The 24,162-nt window shown below is 52.7% G+C and carries 25 protein-coding genes and 3 tRNA genes; 15 read left to right on the top strand and 13 right to left on the bottom strand.

Annotated features, from left to right (window positions below; all coding sequences use genetic code 11):
* A complete protein-coding gene (locus tag F384_RS16245) occupies window positions 1-906 on the bottom strand; it encodes a GntR family transcriptional regulator (RefSeq protein WP_046487098.1) in 906 nt (301 codons plus the stop codon).
* A gap of 139 nt (window positions 907-1,045) precedes the next feature.
* On the opposite strand from F384_RS16245, the gene F384_RS16240 reads away from it, so the two are divergent.
* A complete protein-coding gene (locus F384_RS16240) occupies window positions 1,046-2,068 on the top strand; it encodes a zinc-binding alcohol dehydrogenase family protein (protein WP_046487095.1) in 1,023 nt (340 codons plus the stop codon).
* Window positions 2,069-2,125: 57 nt separating this feature from the next.
* On the opposite strand, the gene opgB is transcribed toward F384_RS16240, so the two are convergent.
* From opgB to F384_RS16210, 6 genes are all read right to left on the bottom strand, one after another.
* Window positions 2,126-4,417: a phosphatidylglycerol--membrane-oligosaccharide glycerophosphotransferase gene (gene opgB, locus F384_RS16235; RefSeq protein ID WP_046487093.1), complete on the bottom strand. Its 2,292-nt coding sequence runs from the start codon at window positions 4,415-4,417 to the stop codon at window positions 2,126-2,128.
* 273 nt (window positions 4,418-4,690) lie between these two features.
* Window positions 4,691-5,185 (bottom strand): DUF2501 domain-containing protein, encoded by a 495-nt coding sequence (locus tag F384_RS16230; protein WP_155404013.1) that lies wholly within the window; start codon window positions 5,183-5,185, stop codon window positions 4,691-4,693.
* Between the two features lie 57 nt (window positions 5,186-5,242).
* Window positions 5,243-5,980: a DNA replication protein DnaC gene (gene dnaC / locus F384_RS16225; protein ID WP_042321989.1), complete on the bottom strand. Its 738-nt coding sequence runs from the start codon at window positions 5,978-5,980 to the stop codon at window positions 5,243-5,245.
* 2 nt (window positions 5,981-5,982) lie between these two features.
* Complete coding sequence (gene dnaT / locus F384_RS16220; protein ID WP_046487087.1) at window positions 5,983-6,522, bottom strand: primosomal protein DnaT; 540 nt, start codon at window positions 6,520-6,522, stop codon at window positions 5,983-5,985.
* Between the two features lie 96 nt (window positions 6,523-6,618).
* Window positions 6,619-7,092, bottom strand: a complete 474-nt coding sequence (locus tag F384_RS16215) for a threonine/serine exporter (RefSeq protein ID WP_046487083.1) — start codon at window positions 7,090-7,092, stop codon at window positions 6,619-6,621.
* Window positions 7,083-7,859 carry a threonine/serine ThrE exporter family protein gene (locus F384_RS16210; RefSeq protein ID WP_046487080.1) on the bottom strand — a complete coding sequence of 259 codons (777 nt, stop codon included), beginning with the start codon at window positions 7,857-7,859 and terminating at the stop codon, window positions 7,083-7,085. Before F384_RS16210 ends, F384_RS16215 begins: the two co-directional genes overlap by 10 nt.
* A 288-nt stretch (window positions 7,860-8,147) precedes the next feature.
* On the opposite strand from F384_RS16210, the gene pobA reads away from it, so the two are divergent.
* From pobA to F384_RS16185, 5 genes are all read left to right on the top strand, one after another.
* Entirely contained in the window at window positions 8,148-9,335 is a 1,188-nt protein-coding gene (gene pobA, locus F384_RS16205) for a 4-hydroxybenzoate 3-monooxygenase (RefSeq protein ID WP_046487077.1), read from the top strand.
* 12 nt (window positions 9,336-9,347) lie between these two features.
* Window positions 9,348-10,223, top strand: a complete 876-nt coding sequence (locus tag F384_RS16200) for a helix-turn-helix domain-containing protein (protein WP_046487074.1) — start codon at window positions 9,348-9,350, stop codon at window positions 10,221-10,223.
* Window positions 10,224-10,494: 271 nt separating this feature from the next.
* A complete protein-coding gene (locus F384_RS16195) occupies window positions 10,495-11,217 on the top strand; it encodes a helix-turn-helix transcriptional regulator (RefSeq protein WP_046487073.1) in 723 nt (240 codons plus the stop codon).
* Window positions 11,178-11,810, top strand: coding sequence for a DNA-binding transcriptional activator BglJ (bglJ, locus tag F384_RS16190; protein WP_052746943.1), 633 nt, complete (start codon window positions 11,178-11,180; stop codon window positions 11,808-11,810). The genes F384_RS16195 and bglJ overlap by 40 nt, the downstream gene beginning before the upstream one ends.
* Window positions 11,811-12,175: 365 nt before the next feature.
* On the top strand, window positions 12,176-13,525 hold the full coding sequence (locus tag F384_RS16185; RefSeq protein ID WP_046487063.1) for a PTS sugar transporter subunit IIC: 1,350 nt from the start codon (window positions 12,176-12,178) through the stop codon (window positions 13,523-13,525).
* Window positions 13,526-13,550: 25 nt separating this feature from the next.
* Here the strand turns inward: F384_RS16185 and fhuF are convergent, their stop codons facing one another.
* Both fhuF and F384_RS16175 read right to left on the bottom strand, forming a co-directional pair.
* Window positions 13,551-14,339, bottom strand: coding sequence for a siderophore-iron reductase FhuF (gene fhuF / locus F384_RS16180; protein WP_046487056.1), 789 nt, complete (start codon window positions 14,337-14,339; stop codon window positions 13,551-13,553).
* A 113-nt stretch (window positions 14,340-14,452) separates the two neighbouring features.
* Complete coding sequence (locus F384_RS16175) at window positions 14,453-15,517, bottom strand: GGDEF domain-containing protein (RefSeq protein WP_046487052.1); 1,065 nt, start codon at window positions 15,515-15,517, stop codon at window positions 14,453-14,455.
* Between the two features lie 244 nt (window positions 15,518-15,761).
* Here F384_RS16175 and F384_RS16170 point away from each other — a divergent pair, with 244 nt between their 5' ends.
* A complete protein-coding gene (locus tag F384_RS16170) occupies window positions 15,762-15,998 on the top strand; it encodes a DUF1435 domain-containing protein (protein WP_080950076.1) in 237 nt (78 codons plus the stop codon).
* A 36-nt stretch (window positions 15,999-16,034) separates the two neighbouring features.
* On the opposite strand, the gene F384_RS16165 is transcribed toward F384_RS16170, so the two are convergent.
* The 4 genes from F384_RS16165 to rsmC form a co-directional block, all read right to left on the bottom strand.
* Window positions 16,035-16,121 (bottom strand) — tRNA-Leu (locus tag F384_RS16165).
* Between the two features lie 31 nt (window positions 16,122-16,152).
* A tRNA-Leu gene (locus F384_RS16160) sits at window positions 16,153-16,238 on the bottom strand.
* A gap of 28 nt (window positions 16,239-16,266) precedes the next feature.
* Window positions 16,267-16,352: transfer RNA gene (locus F384_RS16155), tRNA-Leu, on the bottom strand.
* A 136-nt stretch (window positions 16,353-16,488) separates the two neighbouring features.
* On the bottom strand, window positions 16,489-17,520 hold the full coding sequence (gene rsmC, locus F384_RS16150; RefSeq protein ID WP_046487043.1) for a 16S rRNA (guanine(1207)-N(2))-methyltransferase RsmC: 1,032 nt from the start codon (window positions 17,518-17,520) through the stop codon (window positions 16,489-16,491).
* Window positions 17,521-17,622: 102 nt separating this feature from the next.
* Here rsmC and F384_RS16145 point away from each other — a divergent pair, with 102 nt between their 5' ends.
* The 8 genes from F384_RS16145 to F384_RS16115 all read left to right on the top strand — a co-directional run bounded on the left by F384_RS16145 (window position 17,623) and on the right by F384_RS16115 (window position 24,105).
* Complete coding sequence (locus tag F384_RS16145; protein WP_046487040.1) at window positions 17,623-18,036, top strand: DNA polymerase III subunit psi; 414 nt, start codon at window positions 17,623-17,625, stop codon at window positions 18,034-18,036.
* Window positions 18,005-18,451 carry a ribosomal protein S18-alanine N-acetyltransferase gene (gene rimI, locus F384_RS16140; RefSeq protein ID WP_046487037.1) on the top strand — a complete coding sequence of 149 codons (447 nt, stop codon included), beginning with the start codon at window positions 18,005-18,007 and terminating at the stop codon, window positions 18,449-18,451. Before F384_RS16145 ends, rimI begins: the two co-directional genes overlap by 32 nt.
* Window positions 18,452-18,465: 14 nt before the next feature.
* Entirely contained in the window at window positions 18,466-19,143 is a 678-nt protein-coding gene (gene yjjG, locus F384_RS16135) for a pyrimidine 5'-nucleotidase (RefSeq protein WP_046498275.1), read from the top strand.
* A 92-nt stretch (window positions 19,144-19,235) separates the two neighbouring features.
* The gene (gene prfC / locus F384_RS16130) at window positions 19,236-20,825 is read left to right on the top strand and encodes a peptide chain release factor 3 (protein WP_046487035.1); all 1,590 of its coding nucleotides are present in this window, start codon (window positions 19,236-19,238) and stop codon (window positions 20,823-20,825) included.
* Between the two features lie 407 nt (window positions 20,826-21,232).
* Window positions 21,233-21,850 carry a molecular chaperone OsmY gene (osmY, locus tag F384_RS16125; RefSeq protein WP_046487032.1) on the top strand — a complete coding sequence of 206 codons (618 nt, stop codon included), beginning with the start codon at window positions 21,233-21,235 and terminating at the stop codon, window positions 21,848-21,850.
* 125 nt (window positions 21,851-21,975) lie between these two features.
* On the top strand, window positions 21,976-22,137 hold the full coding sequence (locus tag F384_RS28000; RefSeq protein ID WP_003019081.1) for a DUF1328 domain-containing protein: 162 nt from the start codon (window positions 21,976-21,978) through the stop codon (window positions 22,135-22,137).
* Window positions 22,138-22,258: 121 nt separating this feature from the next.
* Window positions 22,259-23,332, top strand: a complete 1,074-nt coding sequence (locus F384_RS16120; protein ID WP_046487030.1) for a patatin family protein — start codon at window positions 22,259-22,261, stop codon at window positions 23,330-23,332.
* A complete protein-coding gene (locus tag F384_RS16115) occupies window positions 23,329-24,105 on the top strand; it encodes a metal-dependent hydrolase (protein WP_046487028.1) in 777 nt (258 codons plus the stop codon). Before F384_RS16120 ends, F384_RS16115 begins: the two co-directional genes overlap by 4 nt.
* Window positions 24,106-24,162 lie beyond the last annotated feature (57 nt).

Genomic DNA, 24,162 nt, shown 5'->3' with positions numbered 1-24,162 from the left:
TCATTCATTTTCTTGTCGGATGGAGCGAATCATCGATTGCTTCGCCGTATTCAGGTGGTTGTGCAGCGCAAGAAGCGCATCGAGATCGCTGCGGCAAATCAGCGCGCTGAGGATAGTCATGTGCTCATCAATGGCGATGATATTGCGTTGCTTAAGATCGCGTTCATCCCATTGGTAATGGAAATGGAAGATAACCGAGATTATCTCAAGTGATTGATTAAAAAATATATTGTCGGCGGCAGAGAGCAGCAGCGCGTGAAAATCACGGTCTAACAGGGAGAACATGCGGAAGTTGCTACCGACGCTGTCGCGCAGCATGCGGTGGCGTTCCAGCAGCATTTTGGCCTGCAGCCAGCGCGGATCGTCATCCGGCAGATTGAGAAAGTGCTGTAGCGCATGGGTTTCCAGCATTTCACGCAGCTCAAAAAGCTGTTCGGCATAGGATTGATCGAACTTTTTCATGCTCCACTGACCGCGCTTTTCGCTCTGGATAAGATTGTAACGTCCAAATTTTAAAAGGTATTCTCGCACCACTACCGGGCTGACGCCCGCCATCCGGGCCAGTTGAAGTTCAGAAAACGTCTCGCCGGCGCGAAGCTGGCGCTGGTTAATCATCGTATAAAACGCCTGCTCAAAAATACGGTTCTGCTCCGCCATGGAGGCGGTCGTACAGGCAAAACCATCATCATGTTCGGGGCTACGGGTGATGACGTGGTCGTTGCCGACCAGAGTCAATACGCCGCACTCGCTGAGGTGATTGAGCATGTGGCGCACCGTGGTGCGACTGATGTTGTACATTTCGGCCAATGCGCTTTGCGACGGCAGCGGGGAAGGAAGATGACCGCGCGCCATATCATCGATCACCTGGTTAATGACATTGTGACGTAAATTTTGCGAACGGCTCATCGGGATCTCCTTTTGACTGCATTAAAACCCGATTTAAAACATTTTAATGCGCAGGGTTTCACAAATTAGCTTTCTCGTTACGCGGCTATTTCTATTTTCATCAATATCTGGAGCAACAAAGAAACAGGAGCGCATAACGATGTCCACAATGAATATGTTGATTTGCCAGGAACCCAGAAAATTAATTCATGAGAAACGTGACATTCCGATTCCGGAAAAACATGAAGCATTAATAAAAATTAAGTCTGTCGGTATATGTGGAACCGATATTCATGCCTGGGGAGGTAATCAACCTTTTTTTAGTTATCCACGCGTATTAGGCCATGAAATATGTGGGGATATTGTGACGCTCGGCGAGAAGGTGACGCAGTTTAACGTGGGTCAGCAGGTGGCGGTAATTCCCTATGTTGCGTGCCAGCAGTGTCCGGCGTGTCTGGGGGGCCGAACGAACTGCTGCGAGAAGATCTCTGTGATCGGCGTGCATCAGGATGGGGGGTTTAGCGAGTATCTCAGCGTTCCGGCGACTAATCTGTTGCAGGCGGAGGGGATTGATCCTCAGGCGGCAGCGTTGATCGAGCCTTACGCGATCAGCGCTCATGCGGTGCGTCGGGCAGCGATCGCACCGGGTGATCAGGTGTTGGTCGTCGGGGCCGGGCCGATTGGGATCGGGGCGGCGGCGATTGCGAGGGCCGATGGTGCGCAGGTGGTGGTGGCCGATACCAGTAGCGCTCGTCGCGAACATGTGGCTTCCCGTCTCGGCCTGCCGGTGGTGGATCCCTCAACTGAAGATTTTGAGGCTCAGCTGCGTGCGCAATTTGGCGGTTCGCTGGCGCAGAAAGTGCTCGATGCGACGGGCAACCAGCATGCCATGAACAATACCGTTAACCTGATCCGCCACGGCGGCACCATTGTCTTTGTCGGGCTGTTCAAAGGCGATTTACAGTTCTCTGACCCGGAGTTTCACAAGAAAGAGACCACCATGATGGGGAGTCGTAACGCCACGCCGGAGGATTTTGCGAAGGTGGGACGGCTGATGGCGGAAGGCAAACTGAACGCTGAAATGATGCTTACGCATCGCTATCCGTTTAGCCAGCTTGCGGAGATCTTCGAACGCGATGTGATTAACAATCGGGCGTTGATCAAAGGGGTGATTACGTTCTGACGATTGCCATGCAGCGCCCGGAGTTGTGTTGGGCGCTGTTTTTTTTATCACCGGTGGTCAGCCCTGGGCGCTGACCACTTTGATTTCCACCATCCCGATCCCCAGTTGACGCGGCGAGTGGCCGAGGATGTTGCCTTCGTTGGTCGAGACCGGATCGGGCGGGATAATCACCAGTGTATCCGCATCCGTCGGGTTATCGAAATGCAACGTGGTGGTGGTGACATCGTGGCTTAACACCAGCGTCTGCTCTTCCTTGCCAACGCGTACCGGAATCGGACGATTAGCATTGTCGCCAAAGGCTTTCGCGGTGATCACCAGGTCGAATTTTTTCGGCAGCGGCTGTTTGTACTCGATCTTCACTTCTTCCGCCAACTGCGCGTTGGACCAGCGTCCCCAGGATTCCGGACGAGAAATCCCGCTAAACTGCTTCACCTCTTCCGGCGCGCCCGCCACGTTGAAGACAAAACTGTCGGCCTTATAACGGATGTCGTTATCGACGATTTTCAGGGTATCGACATTGCCTTTATAACGTTCCATGTCGATCACTGTGTCTTTAAAGGCCGTTTTGCCTTTCCACTGTGCTTTATCAACATGCTGGACGATTTGCTCTCCGCCAAGCTGACCTTGTGAGACGCACCAGTCGGTTGAGAGGGCCAGTTCCGGTGACCACAACTGGCCCATCTTGTAGCAGCGATCGACCCAGACAAAGTTATCGCGCGGGGCAAAATCGGCAAGCTGGAAGCGCAGCGGGGCAGAGTATTCGCTTTCCGGGAGGGGTTCGACGCGCTTATCTGATATCCGTAACAGCAACGGCAGACGGAAATGGCTGCCGGAGAAAGCGATCATATTTTTATCCCGGTCGACGGTGAAATCTTTCATCTCTTTCGGGAAGTTCCACAGGCGAATGATGTCCGGCTTCATGGCGAGGATCTTTTCTTTGCTGTTGAGGAATACTTCCGACATCGACTGACCCGACAGGCTACTGCGCCCCAGACCGATATAGTTATCGCCGCCGAGAATATCCAGCACCGTCGCGCCGTTATCCATGGTGTTACGTTTGACCGCCAGCGTCTCCTGCTGCGGCTTGTCGCCACGTATCACGAAGAACAGGTTGTTGCGATCCTGTTTGTTGAGGTATTTCCATGCGCTGTTGTTCATCGCCAGATGGTCCGAAGAAACCACAATGACGGTATCTTTAAACCACGGCGAGGCTTTGATTTTATTGATAAACGCCGCGATGTTTTCCTGGCTACAGCTGACGGCGCTAAAGGACTGGTTGGGTTTGCCGTCAAAATCATAGCGTTTGCGCTGACAGGCGCGCGAGATAAAGCCGTCCGGATGATGGGTATCGACAGTCAGGGTAAACAGTGAAAAACGCTGGCCGGAGCGAGAGAGTGCTTCGAACTTCTTCCACGCTTCATCCAGTACCGTATCGTCATAGAAGCCCCAGTCGTTGCGGTAATTTGGATCGGCGACGACGCTTTTTAACTCTTCGGCACCATACAGATAATCGAAACCGTGGGACTTCAGGAACACGTCTTTCCCGGCAAAACGCAGGTTTGCGCCCTGCACAAAGTGGTTCTGGTAGCCGGAGTTTTTCAGGATATCCCCAAGACAGAGATTCTGTGGGAAGAAACTGGAGACCGATGCTGACGCATTGCCTTCAAACGGCGCGAACAGGGGAATGCCGCACTGGGAGGCGACCATCCCGGCGATGGTGTAGTCTGTCCCCGGTAACTGCTGGGTGTGGCTGAAATCCATCCCTTCGTTTTTCAACGCGCCGAGTTCCGGCGTGAGTTCCGGGAAGGCCTCGTTGTCGAAATAGGTACGCTCCAGGCTTTCACCGTAGATATACACCAGATTCAGCTTCGGGTTGGGGATGCTTTTCGCCGGTTCTTTATAGTAGGCCGCGAAATCGGGATCGCCGTCGCGAGTCTGGGATTTGACCAGTTCGCTTATCTGACGAAATGCCGGACTGGCATCGACGGAACCCAGCGCCAACAGCAGCGCCAGCAGGCTGTAACCAAAATGGTGAGGATGATGACGGCGACGACGCAGCACCCAGCCCAGCGTACCAAAGACCGCCACGAGCGCCAGCGCAATGCCGATGCCCGGCAGAATGTATTTGCCGACACCGGCCCCCGTCAGACTGTTCGTCAACGTGTAGAGTACTGCATCGTTAATGCCATCACCTGTGAAATAGTCGCTGGCGAGGAGTGTGATATTCAGAACCACAAAAAGTCCCAGCACCGCCAGGGTGGCGACAAACCACCAGGTGTTGCGACCCGCTTTCCAGGCATAAATCAGTACAGAGGCAAGAAACAGCGCGATGGAGAGTAACTCAGACAACGGACGATCCTCACAAATAGCCTTGCGATAAGGCTCTAAACCAGGCGTTCGACTGGCAGCTCAGCGTTTACAGAACGTACAATGTAATGGGGTTGTCACTTAGCTGCAATTCTAGTGACATTTAATTACGTTGTTATTCAGAATTGGTTTAGAAAGAGACTTTTTTTGATCGTCGTCACTTCCCGTCATCCCTGGGATGGGCAAAAGAGAAGGGCGAAAAGGGGCAAGAAGCGCCGCGTCTGGCGGAAAACGGCCAAAACGCGGCGTCGGAAATCAGGAAATAAAGTTCATACCCTGTTTGAGCACCAGGTCGCAGGCTTTGGTTTTCACTTTTTCTGCGAGTGGCGTACTGCCGATATTGTTCAGGTTAAGCTGCTGACCATCTTTGGTGTTGAGCAGACCCTGAATACCATCCAGATAGTTGGTGTCCTGTTTTTGCTCGGTTGCGCCGAGACCCAGTTTATCCAGTACCTGATTTTTCACATTTTCCGCATCGGTAACGGAAGCCAGCTTCTGCTTCGCGCAGTACTGTAAAATCCCGGCCGCGTTATTCATGTTGTTCGCACTCAGCGCCTGGTTGCCGCCATTGAGCAGGCTGGTCAGGGAAGAGAGCGACGTGCCGTTTTGCGACGAAGTGGTACTCTGCTTGCTCAGTTCACTGGCAGCACTGGAAAGAGAGTCTTGCCAGGAGGCGGCGAAAGTATTGGCTGCGAAGCAGGCGCTGGCCGCGATCGCGCAGCACAGCAAACGTTTTGTCGTTTTCATTATGATTACTCGTGTATAGACCTTCGTCGAAGTATAGCGCCGCTCAGTCTAAGAATGGTCTTAATACTCTTTGCCGGTTACCCGGCTGCGGAAACTGTCCCAGTTGAAGATCACCCACAGGCTGTTGCCCAGTCGCATGCGATCCATCACGCGCTCACCCAGCAGTTTGGTCATTTCTTCCATATTGCTGTTGGTGAGCATGCCGGTCGGACGTTTTGAGGAGGAACGACGATCGACGATCTGGTTGATGATGACCTTTTCATAGCGCGATTCGGTTTGCACGCCGATCTCATCAATGACCAGCAGATCAACATTGCTGAGATCGTTCAGCAACTGTTCTTCGCTGGTCTGGCGATTGCTGAACGTCTCTTTCATCGCCGACATGATGTCCGCCACGGTGATAATCAGCACCGACTTTCCGCGCAGCAGCAGTTCGTTGCAGATTGCCGCGGCGAGGTGGTTTTTCCCCGTCCCTGGTTTGCCGGAGAAGATAAAACTGGCGATGTTGCCATCGAACTCTTCCACATACTGGCGCGCTTTGCTCAGCGCATTCATCTGGCCTTCGCATTCAACATGATAGTTATCGAATGAGCAGTTCTGATGTAATGGACGGATGCCAGAACGGTTAAAGGTGCGCTGCATTTTCATTGCCCGATTTTCGCGAGCCAGCGCAGCGGCGCGAATTTCACCTTGCTCCTTCTGCCAGGCCAGTAGCTCTTCACCCGTTTTGAACGCGGGTTCGATATGGGCTGGCATCATTTTTTGCAGACGTTTCATCAGATCGCCAACGTTTTTCATGGTTAACCTCTAAAACCCGGTGGAATTTGATTATCTGGTTCGCTGACCGTGTTTACATCGCGCTTTGGCAGGCCACCGTTGCTCGCGCGGCCGATCTGGACGCTGCGCGCCAGTTTTTGTTGCCATTGCACGTGATGAAAAACTTTGCCTTCCGCTTGCCAGTAGGCCACGAATGAGGCCAGTTCTTCGGCGGTGACCGGCTCTCTTAACGCCACGCCCCACAGCGCGGCCTGGCGCTGAAAGTCGGCATCCGGCTGCCAGGCGGGGTACATGGCGAATTTTCCCAGCGGTACGGCGACCGGCACAGGTTGCGGTTCTTCATAAAACTGCGCATCCAGCGTCACATCGCTCCCCGGTCGGGCGAGCTTTTCTTCGAGCGCCAGCAGTTGTGCCAGACGAGCGGGGGTCAGCGCGTAAAAGGCCGGGGCGTTATTGGCAAACACCGCCACCGCGCCGCCTTCTGACTTCGCCAGCACCGTCTGATGATCGTGTAATAAGGCGTCAATACCAATGACGTCCGGGGTCAAAATTCTGGATGACATAACGTTTCTCAATACCGACTGCAACCGGGAAGGGACACTGCTTCTATAGTAACACACCGATGAGGAGGAGCGGCAGGGATGCGCCTGCCGCAGCGATTAAACGCGCGGACGTTTACGGTAAAACCACAGGCCAGGCACGGAGAGTCCGATCGAAAGCGCGCCCACAATCGACGAGGCTTTCAGGAAATTGGTCAGCAGCGTAATCATCAACGGTTCGCTGTAGCCGAAGTGGCTGATTTTCACCGCCGAAATCATCGCCGTGTAGGCTGAAATTCCCGGGAACATTGGGATCACCGCCGCAACGGTAAACACTTTGGGATGCGCCAGATACCAGCGCGACCACTGAATGCCAATGCTACCGACGAGCAGCGAGGCGACAAACGTGGACCATTCAATATTAAATCCGGCGGTCATCATCACCATCCGCGAACCGTGACCGAGTGCGCCAAGCAGCGCACACCAGGGCAGCGCGCGGTGCGGGACATTAAAGACCATTGCGAACCCGACCGCGGGGATTGCGGAAAGCAACATGTCCTGCATCAGCGCGAGAATGAAATCGATTATACCCATCCGCGAAGCCCCCAAAGCGTTAGTGCCATGACCACGCCCACGCAGGTCGCGAGCGTCAGCAGGCTGGCGATAGCCCAGCGCGCCAGACCGGTATTAATGTGTCCTTTAAACATATCTGCCACCGCATTGATCAGCGGAAAGCCGGGAACCAGCAGCAGGACGCTGGCGGCCATTGCCACTGTGGGCGTCTGGCTAAAGGTGGGAAGATGCAGCATCAGACCGGAAATGGTGGTCGCGACAAACGCGGTAACGCAAAAGTTGATCTGCGGATGCAAATGACGATGCGCCAGTAACTGGCGAATATACATCGCCACCATACTGGCGAAAAAGGTAATCACCGCGCCATCCCAACCACCGTTATTGAGCTTACAGAAGCAGGCGCAGGAGAGGCCGACCATCAGCGCGACCAGCCAGCGCGGATAGCGCAAGGGTCTGACCTGACTGAAACGTTTCTCGACGTCTTTGTAATCCAGTAGTTTGTGTTCGGCGAGAATGACGATGTGCTGAACCTCGGTGACCACGTGCATATTAATGCCGCGATCCTGGTTTTTTCGCGTGGAGGTCAGGCATTGCCCGTCTTTAATGGTGGTCAGAACGATAGCGTTGGAGGAGATTGCGCTTTCGACGCTGTCCATCCCCAATGCCAGCCCGAGTCGGGTAGAAAGTTCATCAACCAATGCGCTCTCCGCGCCGTGTTGCAGTAAAAAAAGCCCACACTGAATGCATAACCGTGTAACCGTTCGCTGTAATGACTGCTCTTCTTGCATGACTCGCCCTGGCTGAAAAGACGCGTTGCGTACTGTCGAATGACTCCTTTGTATCACGAAGCGCGCATTTTTTGGCTCCGGCTGAGATCAATCTTTCTGTTGAAAAAAGAACCGGCCATATGGTTACCAGAATTTGAACCGCTCCACAGTTTTGCCAAATCGGTGAAAAGTGCAATTTTTGCCCGCATTTGAACCTTCTTTTTCTGTGACTGCTTATCAAAAATGCAATTTGAAACTTTTATTCAACATTGATTAAACAAATAATCAACCATGCAGACGAGGAATGTGATGAAAACTCAGGTCGCAATTATTGGAGCAGGACCTTCCGGGCTGCTGTTGGGTCAGTTGTTGCATAAGGCGGGGATCCGCACACTCATCATTGAACGTCAGACGCCGGAGTATGTGCTGGGGCGTATCCGGGCGGGGATCCTTGAGAGTGGGACGGTCTCGCTCTTGCGGGAAGCTGGCGTGGCGCAGCGTATGGACAGCGAAGGTCTGGTACATCATGGCGTTGAGTTTATTTTTGATGGCAAACGCATTCCCGTCGCGCTGAGCGAATTAACCGGCGGCAAAAGCGTAATGGTCTACGGGCAGACGGAAGTGACACGAGACCTGATGCAGGCACGTAGCGAGTGTGGTGCGCCCACGATTTATGGCGTCCAGCAGGTTGATATTCACGATGCCAAAAGTGACCACCCCTCAGTCACGTTTGAGAAAAAGGGGGAGAAGTGCCGCATTGAGTGTGATTTCATTGCTGGGTGTGATGGATTCCACGGTATTTCACGACAAAGTATCCCGCGTGATCTTATCCGCGAGTATGAAAGTATCTGGCCTTTTGGCTGGTTGGGGTTGCTTGCCGATACACCGCCAGTCAATCCGGAGTTGATTTATGCGCATCATGAGCGCGGTTTTGCACTTTGTAGTCAGCGCTCACTAACAAGAAGTCGCTACTATTTGCAGGTTCCGCTCAGCGAGCGGGTGGAATCCTGGAGCGATGACCGCTTCTGGGGCGAGCTGAAACGGCGGCTGCCTGATGATCTCGCCACAAAGTTAGTGACTGGTCACTCACTTGAAAAGAGCATTGCACCGTTACGCAGTTACGTGGTGGAACCCATGCAATATGGCAGGCTCTTTCTGGTCGGTGATGCGGCGCATATCGTTCCGCCGACAGGCGCAAAGGGATTGAATCTTGCCGCGTCCGACGTGAATTATTTATGGCGTATATTGATGCAGTACTATCAACACGGGCGCAGTGACCTGCTGGCGACCTATTCCCGTCTGGCCCTTAACCGGGTGTGGAAAGGAGAGAGATTCAGTTGGTTTATGACCCACCTGCTGCATGATTTCCAGAACAAAAGCGACTTTGAGCGCAAGATGCAGGAGGCGGATCGCCAGTACCATCTGGGCTCGAAGGCCGGACTGACGACGATTGCGGAAAACTACGTCGGACTGCCTTACGAGACAGTCGGTGAATGATGAGGAAAAATGATGCAACTGGCTGACGTTATTCCCGTTTTTAAACTGTATGGTGAACAACAGGGATGGCCAACCCCCGATCTGCTGCACTGTGAGTCGATTCATCAGCGTAGCAGTTTGTATGAATGGCATATTCGGGTGCATCAACATGCTGAAATAGTCCAGTTGCTTTACTTGCATCGGGGTGAGGCAACGATTGAAATCGAGGGGCAGACAACGGTGAGGCGCGATGCTTGTATTCAGGTCGTCCCTGCGCTTTGTGTCCACGGCTTTCGCTTTTCCCCCGGAACCCAGGGCTACGTTCTTTCTCTGGCGCTGCCGCTGATTGGCCGTCTGGAGTCTCAGTTTCCACAGCCGCTCCCTTTGCTGAATAGCCCGCAGTGCGTACCGGTGGCTCAGTCCCGCAGTCACATCCGTACGCTTTTTTCCGCCTTGCAGAAGGAGTATCAGACGGATAATGAGGCGCGGGAAATGATGTTGTTTTCGTTGTTGAGTGCGCTGCTGGTCTGGCTTCGTCGGCAGAGTCAGCCTATTTTGCAATCGAATGACGCCCTGGCGCGCCGGCGTAGCGCGCTACGTCTTTTTGCCCGGCAGATTGAGAGCCACTATCGTGAGCATCTTCCTCTTACAGAATACGCGCAACGAATCGGCCTCTCTGCAAATTATCTGAATCAGTTATGCCGTGAATTTCATCATTGCAGCGCATTAAACGTTTTGCATCAGCGGTTGCTGCTTGAAGCCAAACGCAGCCTGCAATATACCAGCATGACCGTAAGCCAGATCTCCGATTATCTGGGATTCAGTGATGTAACTTATTTTTCCCGTTTCTTTAAAAAGCATTTAATGTTGTCTCCGAAGGCATATCGGGAATTAATTAAGAATAAATAATTTGTCCAAATTTGGATGAATAGAAAAATCCTATATAAAATAAGAATGTTTAATGTCCCGTTCAGGAGTATAACGACCATATTAACAATATCGACTTGTGTTATACCCTCTGAAAGTTGTATAACCACCCCTTGCGAAATTAAAGAAAAACACCAAGGATAAACAATTCATATTGTCTATTATTCTATTTTTGTGCATTGCATTTTTGTATGTATTAATACAAACGCGATCCATTTAATAGTAGATAAATTCATATGAATGTGGAGGATATATGTTGCCAGGATGCTGCAAAAACGGAATTGTCATCAGTAAGGTCCCTGTTATACAGGCGGGATTCCACGGAGTTATGCGACTGCATTTGCCAGAGTATGAGCTTACTTCTTGCGGGGGTGTAGAAGAACTCACGCCACTACAGCTACGGCGAGCAGAGTTGGCGATCGTGGATTTAACCGGTGAGTGTCAACACCCTCGCACTGTCTGTGAGCGATTCTATACACTCCTTTCTCAATATCGCGATATCCACTGGGTTTTCTTGGTGTCGCGCGCGTATTACGCGCAGGCGGTCGAATTGCTGATGCGTCCCTCTAGTACGCTGCTGTCTGATATCGAACCGATTGAGAGTCTGGTAAGCACCATCCGTTCTGGGCATAACAGTCCTGACCGAATCAGCAAAACGTTGCTGTCGCCACCCCTGTTAGAACATCTGGCATTTAGTTCTCACGCTATCCTGTTGACGCTATCAGAGCGAAAAGTATTGCGCCTGCTGGGGAAAGGTTGGGGGATCAATCAGATTGCAGCGTTACTTAAGAAAAGTAATAAAACCATCAGTGCCCAGAAAAACAGCGCCATGCGTCGATTATCACTACACAGTAATGCGGAATTGTACGCATGGATTAACAGTTCTCAGGGAGTCAGAGAGCTGAATTTACCTTCAGTATATGGAGAGTCAGCGGAATGGAAAATAGAAAACGTACGCGAAATGTCGCACTCATAGAAAAATGTGTCATGAGTGGTATTGGTATTCAGAATCTATTTAACGTAGCCTCAGATAACCAATATAAACTGCATCTTTATTTGACACTGGATGATTTTCAACAGGCGATGAGTACGACAGTTTTTTCTGCCGTTATTTTTTCTCTCTCCTCGATCCGAAAAGCCAGGCGAGTGGGGCTAATGAGCCTGATCGAACTGGCCGAAAATTATCCTGGGATGCGTCGTCTGGTTATTGCGGAAGATGATGTTGAAGCGCGTTTAATCAGCGCGCTGTCACCCTCCCCGTTAGATGGTGTGCTGAGTAAAGAAAACTCGCTCCCTGCGCTACAGGATGCGTTATTTACCGCATTGAGCGGCACGCGGCGGATCAGCGAAAGTAACAGCAATCTCTGGTATCTCAATCAGAGTCGCATGCTGAGCCCAACTGAGCGTGAGATTTTGCGCTTTATGTCTAATGGTTACTCAATGCCGCAAATTGCGATTGAACTGGCGCGGAATATTAAGACCATCCGGGCGCACAAGTTTAATGTGATGTCGAAACTGGGCGTCAATTCTGACGCCGGTTTACTGCATGCAGCGGATATTTTGCTTTAGCCGCCGCGAAAGCAAAGAACGGACGATGACTGACGCACATGCTGAAGTCAGTCACAGTAAACCAGCAACGGGGTTTCCAGCCCGAAAGGGCAAACCCCGGCACGGAGTCCCCGTCGCGTGGCAGACGCATTCGATTCTCCTGATACCCTTTCTTCAGTCCCCGACGCTTCAGAAAACGGCAGGTGTAATTTGGCATACGTCGTTCTGTACACTAAATGTTTTAGTGTAACAAACCAGCAACATGAGTGATTTTTCGATCCTCTTCACAATCACGGAAACCGGTTACCGTAACCGGTTGCAGTCTGTGAAAGAGCGATTAATACTGGAGTTGTCACTTCCTCTGTATCACATAAAAAGAGCCACTTATGAAATCTACCAACCATGCAGTCTTTAATGTGATTTTCCGGTTTGTCGAAAACTATGTCAGCCCGATAGCCGGGCGCATTTCTTCACAACGTCATGTTATGTCTATCCGTGACGGCTTTATTTCCGCGATGCCATTTATGATTGTCGGATCGTTTCTGTTGGTATTTGCCTATCCTCCGTTTTCGCCGGATACCACGTGGGGATTTGCCCGGGCCTGGCTGGATATGGCGAAACAGTTTGAAGGGCAGATCCTGACCCCTTTTGATATGACGATGGGGATCATGTCGATCTACATTTGTGCCGCTATTGCCTATAACCTGGGCAAACATTACGCGAAGTCACATCAGTTGGATCCGTTCATGTGCGCCATGCTCTCTATCATGGCGTTCTTACTGGTCGCCGCGCCTAAAACAAAAGGCACTTTGCCTGTAGACAGCCTCGGCGGAACAGGGATTTTTACGGCGATTCTGGTGGCGATTTATTGCGTTGAAATGATGCGCTTTCTGAAGGCACATAACATCGGCATTCGTTTACCCGATCAGGTTCCGCCGATGATCAAAAACTCATTCGATCTGCTGATCCCGGTACTGGTGGTGGTGCTGACATTGTACCCACTCAGCCTGCTGATTCAGTCACAGTTCGACATGCTCATCCCGCAGGCTATTATGTCTGTTTTTAAACCGCTGGTATCGGCAGCCGATTCTCTGCCAGCGATTTTACTGGCGGTACTGATTGGCCATTTGTTGTGGTTTGCCGGTATTCACGGTGCGGCGATCGTTTCCGGGATGCTGCAAATGTTCTGGCTGACCAACCTCGGTATGAACCAGACTGCGCTGGCGCAGGGCGCGCCGTTACCGCATATTTTCATGGAGGCCTTCTGGACATTCTTCATCGTGATCGGCGGGTCGGGCGCAACAATGGGGCTGGTGATTTGCTATTTGCGCAGTCGTTCCGTACATCTGCGCTCGATAGGCCGACTGAGCGTGGTGCCCAGCATCTTTAACATTAACGAGCCAGTGATTTTCGGTACGCCGATCGTCATGAATCCGGTGTTCTTTATTCCTTTCCTGGTGGCACCGATGGTGAATGCCGTGCTGGCCTGGGCGGCGATGAAACTGGATCTGATTGGTCGCGTGATTTCGGTGGTTCCATGGACCGCACCGGCACCCGTTGGTGCGGCGTGGGCGCTTGGCTGGGATTATCGCGCTGCGATTCTGGTCGTTCTTCTGGCTATCGTTTCTGCCGTCATCTATTTCCCGTTCTTTAAAGTGTACGAGAAGCAACTGCTGGAACAAGAGGCGGAAGAGGCACAGCGTTCAGACGCGGAAAACGAACAGATTGCATTGTAATTATCAGGGGGCGAACGCCCCCTGATTACTTCAGCGTACAGTCACCGCACTGCTGAACGTCTGGCAGACGATAACGCTGACAGCATGTTCTGCGTACCAGAATCCCCTCGCGAGGGACGACCGTGCGCCAGAGCGGGTTGTCAGCACCACAGGACAACTGCTTTTCAAAAAAACAGCCCTGCCGCAGCGTGTTCAGCAATTCTTCACCCAGCAGCGGTTTCATCTCAGTGAGATACCAGTTAATCAGATAACCGGTATTGCTCCAGATAAGTTTACCGTTGATCTCGCCGGTTGCCTCAAGCGCCTGGATGACCGGAGTCAGCGCCTGCTTAACCAACGTTTCCATGCGCGCCTGCGGTGATTGCGGCGTCGCCAGATGATCCTGATGCACGTCTATCCAGAAGCACGCGGCACGCCCTGTTTCGTGAAACTCCACGTGGACATGTTCGGGCGAAACATCAATTGCCGTCTCCTGGGTGAGCAGGGCAAGCATCAGTGGGGGCACCATCAGACCGATATACCACTGCGCCCACAGTGAGATCAGCGGTTTATTTTCTCGCGACTGCGTGGGATGATTGCGATAAATATGATCGGAGTAAACCGCCAGCAGAGACCGGATTTCGCTGGGGCGACGCCACTGCGCCAGTGTCATTGCGCTCTGCGGGGCGGGTTCATCCAGACGGATGAAATCCAGCAGATGTTCACGCGTCTGGGCTATGGTTGCGCGCACGGCCTCAGCCAGCGAGGGCATCTGCGGCTGGAGATGCGTTCGCCAGATGACATCGTCAATAATCGGTGCGGAACGATAGGCCATGAGTTAGATAGTAATCTAAATGATAATGATTACTAATCCTAGCGACAGGCATAACCGATAGCAAGATCTTTGTCAGTCTGGCGTTCAACGGCGCACGAATATGCCACGGCGTGTCAGGCGATACTTGGATCGCCACTGACTAAAATGTGGTTGCGACCCAGACCTTTCGCTTTATAAAGTGCTTTATCAGCATGAAAAATCGCCCCTTCGACATCTCTCCCCTCCAGAGGCGCAATACCGATACTGATCGTGACGTGAGTCGCGACGTTCTCATTGAACATATGGGGAATTTTAAGATCGTAAACATTCTGCCGGATGCGTTCTGCTGCCTCGCGGGCCTTCAGTGGGTCGCTCGCCGTCAATAACACCATAAATTCTTCACCGCCAAAACGGGCGACAATATCGCGTGAACGCACGGCGTTGCGGATTGCGGCGGAAACGCGGATCAGCGCCTGATCGCCCATCATATGCCCATAGTGATCGTTGTAGGCTTTGAAATGGTCGATGTCTATCAGCAAAACGTAATGCTCATGCGTATCCAGTTCCAGTATGACTTTCAGCTTATGCTGGAGTCCCCGCCGATTGTACAGGCCCGTTAACGGATCGAGCATACTCAGGTCGGTCAGCGTCTCTTTTTCGGCGAGCAGTTTGAACATCAACTGTTGGGCGAAATCGTCGTAGCGCTTTTGAATCACATGTTGAATCGCGATACCGGCCATGGGCAGGGCCATAAAAAATAGCAACCGCAGACCGTGTTCGTTGCCGTTTAGCCATAAACAGGCCAATAAGGATGGCAGCGAATGGAGGGTGAATGCGATGATATTATTGGCAAAAGCAATTGATCCAATAAAAAGCACGGTCAGCAGGGCGATCAGCAGAAAGGAATCGCCAGGGTTCTGCAACGCCTGGTATTTCAGCGTAATGTGCGCGGCCCATAACCCACCAAAGAGTATTGAAATAGCATGGAGATTGATTCGTTTCTTCGCATACCTTACATGCCATGTCAGCAACGCAGTGCTCAGTCCAAGGATAAGGAACCCAGGTATAGAGAGGGTTTGACTGGGATAGATCGGAAAGGCTACAGCAAACAACGCGGAAATAGCGTTGAGAAACAAAAAGAGTCGCAGAGAGAGTTGGTATTTTTTAGTGCGCAGAGTTTGCCAGGATTGTGCAGTCATGTCTTAACGTCATTATTTATCTAACAATTACACTGTTCAGGTCACACAAATAATGGGCGAGAAGATGCTCGCTTAAGATCAGATTATTGTGTCTTTATGTTTACCGCTGTGCAATTTATCACCTTAAATAATTCGTGTCATCATTGCTTAAGTAAAGCTCATGTAAGTGGTGTATGAGTTGCTGACAAATGAGAAAACTTATCATATGATATTGGTTATCATTATCAATGTGAGAGGTGAAACCATGTTGCAACGGGCGCTGGGCAGTGGCTGGGGAGTGTTGCTGCCGGGGATCGTGATTGCCGGGCTGGCGTTTGCCGATCTTTCCCTCGGGGCATGGAAGACCATTATTGTATTCGGGTTGCTGCTGACACCGGCGATGCTCTATCACAAACAATTACGACACTTCGTACTGTTGCCATCATGTGTTGTGTTGATCGGCGGAATGATGCTGGTGATGATGAACTGGAATCAGGGATGAAAAGCCGGAATACGACAGAAAGGGATGTAAGATAATTGGTGCGAGGGGGGGGACTTGAACCCCCACGTCCGTAAGGACACTAACACCTGAAGCTAGCGCGTCTACCAATTCCGCCACCTTCGCACAGTCATCTTACTTTTTGATATCGCCTCGTTGGTGCGAGGGGGGGACTTGAACCCCCACGTCCGTAAGAACACTAACACCTGAAGCTAGCGCGTCTACCAATTCCGCCACCTTCGCCCAGTGCGAGCAATATCAACGTGGTTTATGGTGCGAGGGGGGGACTTGAACCCCCACGTCCGTAAGGACACTAACACCTGAAGCTAGCGCGTCTACCAATTCCGCCACCTTCGCATACCATCGATTCTTAAAAAGAATCGCTACCACGGAGGCGCATTCTAGTGGTTTTCAGCTATTCGTCAATAGTTAATTACGAGGGATAACGGTGATTGCTGCAAAAACGGCCATTCGCATGGCCGTCATTGTGATGTCACGCTTTTTTCGCCTGGCGGGTCATGACCGTGCGATACACTTTGAAGCGTCCGGTCTGGGCGATGACCTCGTGGAAGCCGAAGGTCTCATCCAGCACCTGCGGATACGGTAGGAAGGCGTTAGCTACAATGCGCAGTTCGCCGCCGCTGTTCAAGTGACGCACGGCACCGCGAATCAGGGTTTGCGCGGCGTCAAGGCTGGTTTGCATACCGTCATGGAATGGCGGGTTGGAGATTATCATATCGAACCGGCCCGTCACGTCGGAGAAGACGTTACTGGCGAAGACCTCGCCCTCAATGCCGTTTGCCGCAAGCGTAGCGCGACTGGCTTCAACCGCCGGTGCCGCGACATCGCAGAGGGTTAAGCGGACTTTCGGCGAGTGGCTGGCAAGGGCTGCGGAAAGTACGCCTGCGCCGCAGCCGACATCCAGCACTTTGCCTTTGGTATGCGGCGTCAGGGTGGACAGCAGTAACTGACTACCTACATCCAGACCATCGCGGCTGAATACGCCCGGCAGGGTTTTGATCGTCAGCCCTTCAACGTGGTACTCGCCCCAGTATTTTTCCGCGTCAAACGTTGGCTGTTTGTCCAGACGACCGTGATACAGCCCACAGCGACGCGCGCTGTCGATTTTGTTCAGCGGGGCATATTCGGCCAGCATTTGCTCAGCGCTGCGCACGCCGCTGCGGTTTTCGCCGACCACAAAAATGTCAGTGCCAACGGGAAGCAGTGACAGAATATTCATCAACTGGAACTGGGCTTCCGGTTTGTTTTTCGGCCAGTAGTAGATAAAGGTGTCGCAGTCGGCAACGTCTTGCGTTTGTGCAACAAGGCTAAAGCGCGCGTTGTCGTCCATCTGGCGGCTCAGCACCTGCCAGTGGTGGAACTGCTGCGTATGTACGCGGCTGGCGGCGCATTCAAAACGCGCGGGCAGGTCATCCTGCAAATCTCCGGCAAACAGAATACGGCTTTGTTCGAAATCATCACTGTGGCGCAGCAAGACTTCACTTGCCGGGGTAAAAGCAGACATGGAAAACTCCTTAATTCATACAGCGGGCGATTATAGACGTTTGATGGCGTCTATTCGACTAATTTGCTATATTTGCGCCCCTGAATACAGGAGCGATTCGCTATGACAACCCGACGAGACTGGCAGTTACAGCAACTGGGCATAACCCAGTGGTCGCTGCGTCGCCCCGGTGCGTTGCAGGGAGAGATCGCGATTTCCATTCCTGCACACGTCCGTCTGGTGATGGTAGGTGAAGTACTGCCGCCGCTGACGGAACCTCTGGTAAGCGATATTCTGCGCGCATTAACTCTGAGCCCCGATCAGGTCTTGCAGGTGACGCCGGAACGCGTTGCGATGCTGCCACAGGGCAGTCGCTGCAACAGTTGGCGGCTGGGCACAGAAGCGCCGCTGTCACTGGAAGGTGCGCAGGTTGTAACGCCGGCTTTTGATGAATTGCGGGCAAACCCAACGGCACGTGCCGCACTATGGCAACAAATCTGCACACATGAACACGATTTCTTCCCTCAGTCAGAGTGATTTACCCGCCGCGTTTCAGATTGAAAAGCGCGCCCACGCGTTTCCCTGGAGCGAACAGACTTTTGCCAGTAATCAGGGGGAGCGCTATCTCAACTATCAATTGACGGTAGGCGGGAAAATGGCGGCGTTTGCGATTACGCAGGTTGTGCTGGATGAAGCTACGCTGTTCAACATTGCCGTGGATCCCGATTTTCAGCGCCGGGGATTTGGCAAAGCGCTGCTGGAACATCTCATTGATGAGTTAGAAAAACGCGGCGTCCTGACGCTGTGGCTGGAGGTTCGCGCCTCCAACGTTGCCGCCATCGCATTGTATGAAAGCTTAGGCTTTAACGAGGCAACGATTCGCCGCAATTATTATCCGACCGCTGACGGTCGTGAGGACGCCATCATAATGGCACTGCCAATCAGTATGTAAAAGAAGGTGTAATGATGAAGTGGGACTGGATTTTCTTTGATGCCGACGAAACGCTGTTCACGTTTGACTCGTTTACTGGCTTACAGCGGATGTTTCTCGATTACAGCATCACCTTTACCGCTGAAGATTTTCAGGACTACCAGGCCGTAAATAAACCACTGTGGGTGGATTATCAGAACGGCGCGATCACCTCATTACAGCTTCAGCATGCCCGTTTCCAGAGCTGGGCTGAACGGTTAAAGGTAGAGCCAGGCTCGCTTAATGATGCCTTTATGAACGCCATGGCCGAAATTTGCGCGCCGCTGCCGGGGGCTGTTTCACTGCTCAATGCGATTCGCGGCAAAGCCAAAATTGGCATTATTACCAATGGTTTCACCTCATTACAGCAGATCCGCCTGGAACGGACAGGACTTCGCGACTACTTTGATTTGCTGGTCATTTCCGAAGAAGTGGGCGTGGCAAAGCCGGATCCGAAGATTTTTGATTACGCCCTGGCGAAGGCGGGTAATCCCGATCGCGCTCGGGTGCTGATGGTGGGGGATACCGTCGCGTCCGATATTCTCGGCGGCATCAACGCCGGGCTTTCTACCTGCTGGCTGAATGCGCATCATCGCGAGCAGCCGGAAGGCATCGAGCCGACCTGGACCGTATCGTCATTACACGAACTGGAGCAACTCCTGTGTAAACACTGATTGCCTCCCCCCCGCTGATGGGTAAAATAGCCGCAATTTTTCGTATTCAACATGCGCGGTGCGATGCCGCGTTTACTCAAGAAGAATGAACTATGACGTTGTCTCCTTATTTGCAGGAGGTGGCCAAGCGCCGCACTTTTGCCATTATTTCTCACCCGGATGCCGGTAAAACGACCATCACTGAGAAAGTGTTACTGTTTGGACAGGCGATTCAGACTGCGGGTACGGTAAAAGGCCGTGGTTCCAGTCAGCATGCGAAATCGGACTGGATGGAAATGGAAAAGCAGCGTGGGATCTCCATTACCACCTCCGTCATGCAGTTTCCGTATCATGACTGTCTGGTCAACCTGCTGGACACCCCGGGGCACGAAGACTTCTCCGAAGATACCTATCGTACTCTGACGGCGGTGGACTGCTGCCTGATGGTGATCGATGCCGCGAAAGGCGTCGAGGATCGTACCCGTAAGCTGATGGAAGTCACCCGTCTGCGTGATACGCCGATCCTGACCTTTATGAACAAACTCGACCGCGACATCCGTGACCCGATGGAGTTGTTGGACGAAGTGGAGAACGAGCTGAGAATCGGCTGTGCGCCGATCACCTGGCCGATTGGCTGCGGCAAGTTGTTCAAAGGGGTTTATCACCTTTATAAAGATGAAACCTATCTGTATCAGACGGGTAAAGGCCATACCATCCAGGAAGTGCGTATTGTTAAAGGTCTGGATAACCCGGATCTCGACGCGGCCGTTGGCGACGATCTGGCACAGCAGCTGCGCGACGAACTGGAACTGGTGAAGGGCGCTTCTAACGAGTTTGATAAAGAACTGTTCCTGGCAGGCGAAATTACCCCGGTCTTCTTCGGTACGGCGCTGGGTAACTTCGGCGTTGACCACATGCTGGATGGTCTGGTGGAGTGGGCGCCTGCGCCAATGCCGCGCAAGACCGATACCCGCGTGGTGGAAGCGGAAGAAGAGAAGTTCACCGGCTTCGTCTTTAAAATTCAGGCCAACATGGATCCGAAACACCGTGACCGCGTGGCATTTATGCGCGTTGTTTCCGGCAAGTACGAAAAGGGCATGAAGCTGCGTCAGGTCCGTATCGGCAAAGACGTGGTGATTTCCGATGCGCTGACCTTCATGGCAGGCGACCGCTCGCATGTGGAAGAGGCTTATCCGGGCGACATCATCGGTCTGCACAACCACGGTACTATCCAGATTGGCGATACCTTCACCCAGGGCGAAATGATGAAGTTCACCGGTATCCCGAACTTCGCGCCGGAGCTGTTCCGTCGTATTCGCCTGAAAGATCCGCTGAAGCAAAAACAGTTGCTGAAAGGTCTGGTTCAGCTCTCCGAAGAGGGCGCGGTGCAGGTCTTCCGCCCAATCGCCAACAACGATCTGATTGTGGGCGCGGTCGGTGTGCTGCAGTTCGACGTGGTGGTTGCCCGTCTGAAGAGCGAGTACAACGTTGAGGCCATTTATGAGTCCGTCAACGTGGCGACCGCTCGCTGGGTGGAATGCGCTGACGCGAAGAAATTCGAAGAGTTTAAACGTAAGAACGAAGTTCAACTGGCGCTTGATGGCGGCGATAACCTGACTTACATCGCACCAACGATGGTGAACCTTAATCTGACGCAAGAGCGTTATCCTGACGTTCAGTTCCGCAAGACGCGCGAACACTAATCCCTCCTTCAGGGCGCGGCAGCCGCTGCGCCCTGCGACTTTTCCTGCCTTATTAGCCCGTTGCGGAATGTTCTTAAATCCCTCTGTTTTGCTTATGACTGCCTGTTTTTTGCGCAATTCGCCGCGCTTTTTCAAAATTGTGATCTATATTTAACAAAGTGATGACATAAATATTGGCTTTAAATACCGTTCAATGCGTGAAGTTAAGTGCTTAAAGCTAATGTCTATTGTAGTTACGATATTAATAACTGACTCAGAGAGCCACCTGTCAGCGCATCATCATCACCTTTTGTGATTGTGACCGCTGCCATTGACTTCTGAGCTGGGTGAATTTTTCACCACATTCAGCAATGCAACCTTATGTTGCCTGAGCTCAAATTATGAGCAAACCATACAGGAATTAATCGATGACTATGACAAGACTGAAGATTTCTAAAACTCTGCTGGCCGTGATGTTGACCTCCGCTGTGGCAACGGGTTCTGCGTATGCAGAAAACACCACCATGGATAAAGCGCAATCCGGTGTAGAAAGCGCAGGGCAGAAAGTCGATAGCTCTATGAATAAAGTCGGTAATTTCATGGATGACAGCGCCATTACTGCGAAAGTGAAAGCGGCACTGGTGGATCATGAAAGCATTAAGAGCACCGATATTTCCGTCAAAACCGATCAGAAAGTGGTGACGCTGAGTGGCTTCGTCGAAAGCCAGGCGCAGGCGGAAGAGGCCGTGACCGTGGCGAAAGGCGTTGAAGGCGTCACTTCCGTCAGCGACAAGCTCCACGTTCGCGACAGTAAATCAGACACCGTGAAAGGCTATGCCGGCGATACGGCAACGACCAGCGAGATCAAAGCGAAACTGCTGGCGGATGACATCGTTCCTTCCCGCAAAGTGAAAGTTGAAACGACCGATGGTGTGGTCCAGCTTTCCGGCACCGTGGATTCTCAGGCGCAAATCGAGCGCGCTGAGAGCATCGCGAAAGCCGTTGATGGCGTAAAAAGCGTCAAAAACGATCTGAAAGCGCAATAAGTCTTCGTTTTCTCCTCCGGCCTGGGTCGGAGGACGTCATGAGCACCACATAAACAATAGCGTGAATGAGTGGCCTGAGCGCTCATATCAAGCGGTCGACATTAACTATGGTAAAGGAGAAGCGTATGTTTCGTTGGGGCATTATATTTCTGGTTATCGCGTTAATTGCCGCCGCTCTGGGATTTGGTGGACTGGCCGGCACGGCAGCGGGCGCGGCGAAAATTGTCTTCGTCGTCGGGATTATTCTCTTCCTGGTCAGCCTGTTTACAGGGCGTAAGCGGCCCTAGCGCGTAAAGCGTACAACGATTTTGCTGTCAAGCCAGTCCGGTGGACTGGCTTTTTCGGTTTTAGCCGCCGCCTATTTGCGTTATTTTGGCACATTACGTAATAAGAAACAGGAAAGCAGAGTTGGGACAGCGTATACCCGTCACGCTCGGCAATATTGCGCCGTTGTCATTAAGAACGTTCAAACCGGGTCGCCTGGCGTTGGTCTGCGAGGGCGGCGGGCAGCGTGGCATCTTTACAGCAGGTGTGCTGGACGAGTTCATGCGCGCGCAGTTTAATCCGTTCGATCTCTATTACGGCACCTCTGCGGGGGCGCAAAATTTGTCGGCCTATCTGTGCAACCAGCCCGGCTACGGGCGCAAAGTCATTATGCGCTATACCACCAGACGGGAATTCTTTGACCCGGTACGCTTTGTGCGTGGTGGAAATCTGATCGATCTCGACTGGCTGGTGGAGTCCACGGCGAGCCAGATGCCGTTGCAGATGGATACCGCCTCGCGCCTGTTCGAAACGGGGAAATCGTTTTACATGTGCGCCTGTCGGGGTGATGACTACACGCCGAACTATTTCTCTCCCAATACTCAGAACTGGCTCGATTTGATCCGGGCGTCCAGTGCGATCCCGGGGTTCTATCGCAGCGGCGTGTCCCTGGAGGGGATCAATTACCTCGATGGCGGGATCAGCGATGCAATCCCGGTTCGCGAGGCTGTGAAACAAGGGGCGAAAACGCTGGTGGTGATTCGGACTGTGCCTTCGCAAATGTATTACACCCCGCAGTGGTTCAGGCGGATGGAGCGCTGGCTGGGCGAAAGTAGCCTGCAACCACTGGTCAATCTGGTCCAGCATCATGAAGCCAGCTATACGGAAATTCAGCGATTCATTGAAAAACCGCCGGGCAAGCTGAAGATCTTTGAAATCTACCCGCCGAAACCGCTGAAAAGTATGGCGCTGGGAAGTCGCATTCCGGCGCTACGGGAAGACTATAAAATTGGGCGACTGTGCGGGCGCTACTTCCTGGCGACCGTAGGAAAACTGCTGGCCGCCGAGCCGCCGTTATCACGCCACCCGCTGCAGACGGTCACGCCAACGCCGGTGGTGGTCCCGCCAGCACCGGTAGCCAACGATACCCATGTAGCGGCGCTGAGCGATGCGCCGCAGGCTAACGATACGACATTCAGTAATGAGGATCTGGCGTGAGTTTTCGCTTTATCGACACCCACTGTCACTTCGACTTCCCGCCTTTTACGGGGGATGAAGCCCACAGCCTGCAACTCGCTGGCGAAGCGGGCGTTGAGACGATCATTATTCCGGCCACCGCAGCGGAAAACTTTGCCCGCGTGCGGGCGCTGGCGGAACGTTTTTCCCCGCTGTATGCCGCACTGGGACTGCATCCCATTGTGATTGAGCAACATACCGATGACGATCTTGCGCGTCTGCAACAGGCGCTGGAGACGCGTCCGACAAAGGTGATCGCCATTGGCGAGATCGGTCTGGATCGGTATCGCGACGATCCGCAGTTCGCGAAGCAGGAACGGTTTCTGGAAGCACAGCTACAGCTGGCCAGGCGCTACGATTTGCCGGTGATCCTGCATTCCCGGCGCACGCATGACACGCTGGCAATGCATCTTAAGCGTCAGGATCTGCCGCGAACCGGCGTGGTGCACGGTTTCGCTGGCAGTCTGCAGCAGGCAGAACGTTTTGTGCAACTGGGCTATAAGATTGGGGTGGGCGGAACGATCACCTATCCGCGCGCCAGTAAAACCCGCGACGTGATGGCGCGATTGCCGCTGGAATCGCTACTGCTGGAGACCGATGCGCCGGATATGCCGCTGAGTGGTTTTCAGGGGCAGCCAAATCGCCCGGAGCAGGTGGCGAGAGTGTTCGGGGTGCTGTGTGAATTACGCCCGGAACCTGCGGAACAGATTGCAGACGCGCTGTATCGCAATACGACCACATTGTTTGATGTATAAGCGATCATACGATTGATTGGCCCACCATCCAGTAGTTGCATGCCTGATGGCGCTTCG

Origin of the sequence: Citrobacter amalonaticus Y19 (assembly GCF_000981805.1) — a bacterium.
GTDB classification, from domain to species: Bacteria; Pseudomonadota; Gammaproteobacteria; order Enterobacterales; family Enterobacteriaceae; genus Citrobacter_A; species Citrobacter_A amalonaticus_C.
Note: the sequence above shows the minus strand (reverse complement) of the source record. Positions and strands in the feature narration are given on the sequence as shown.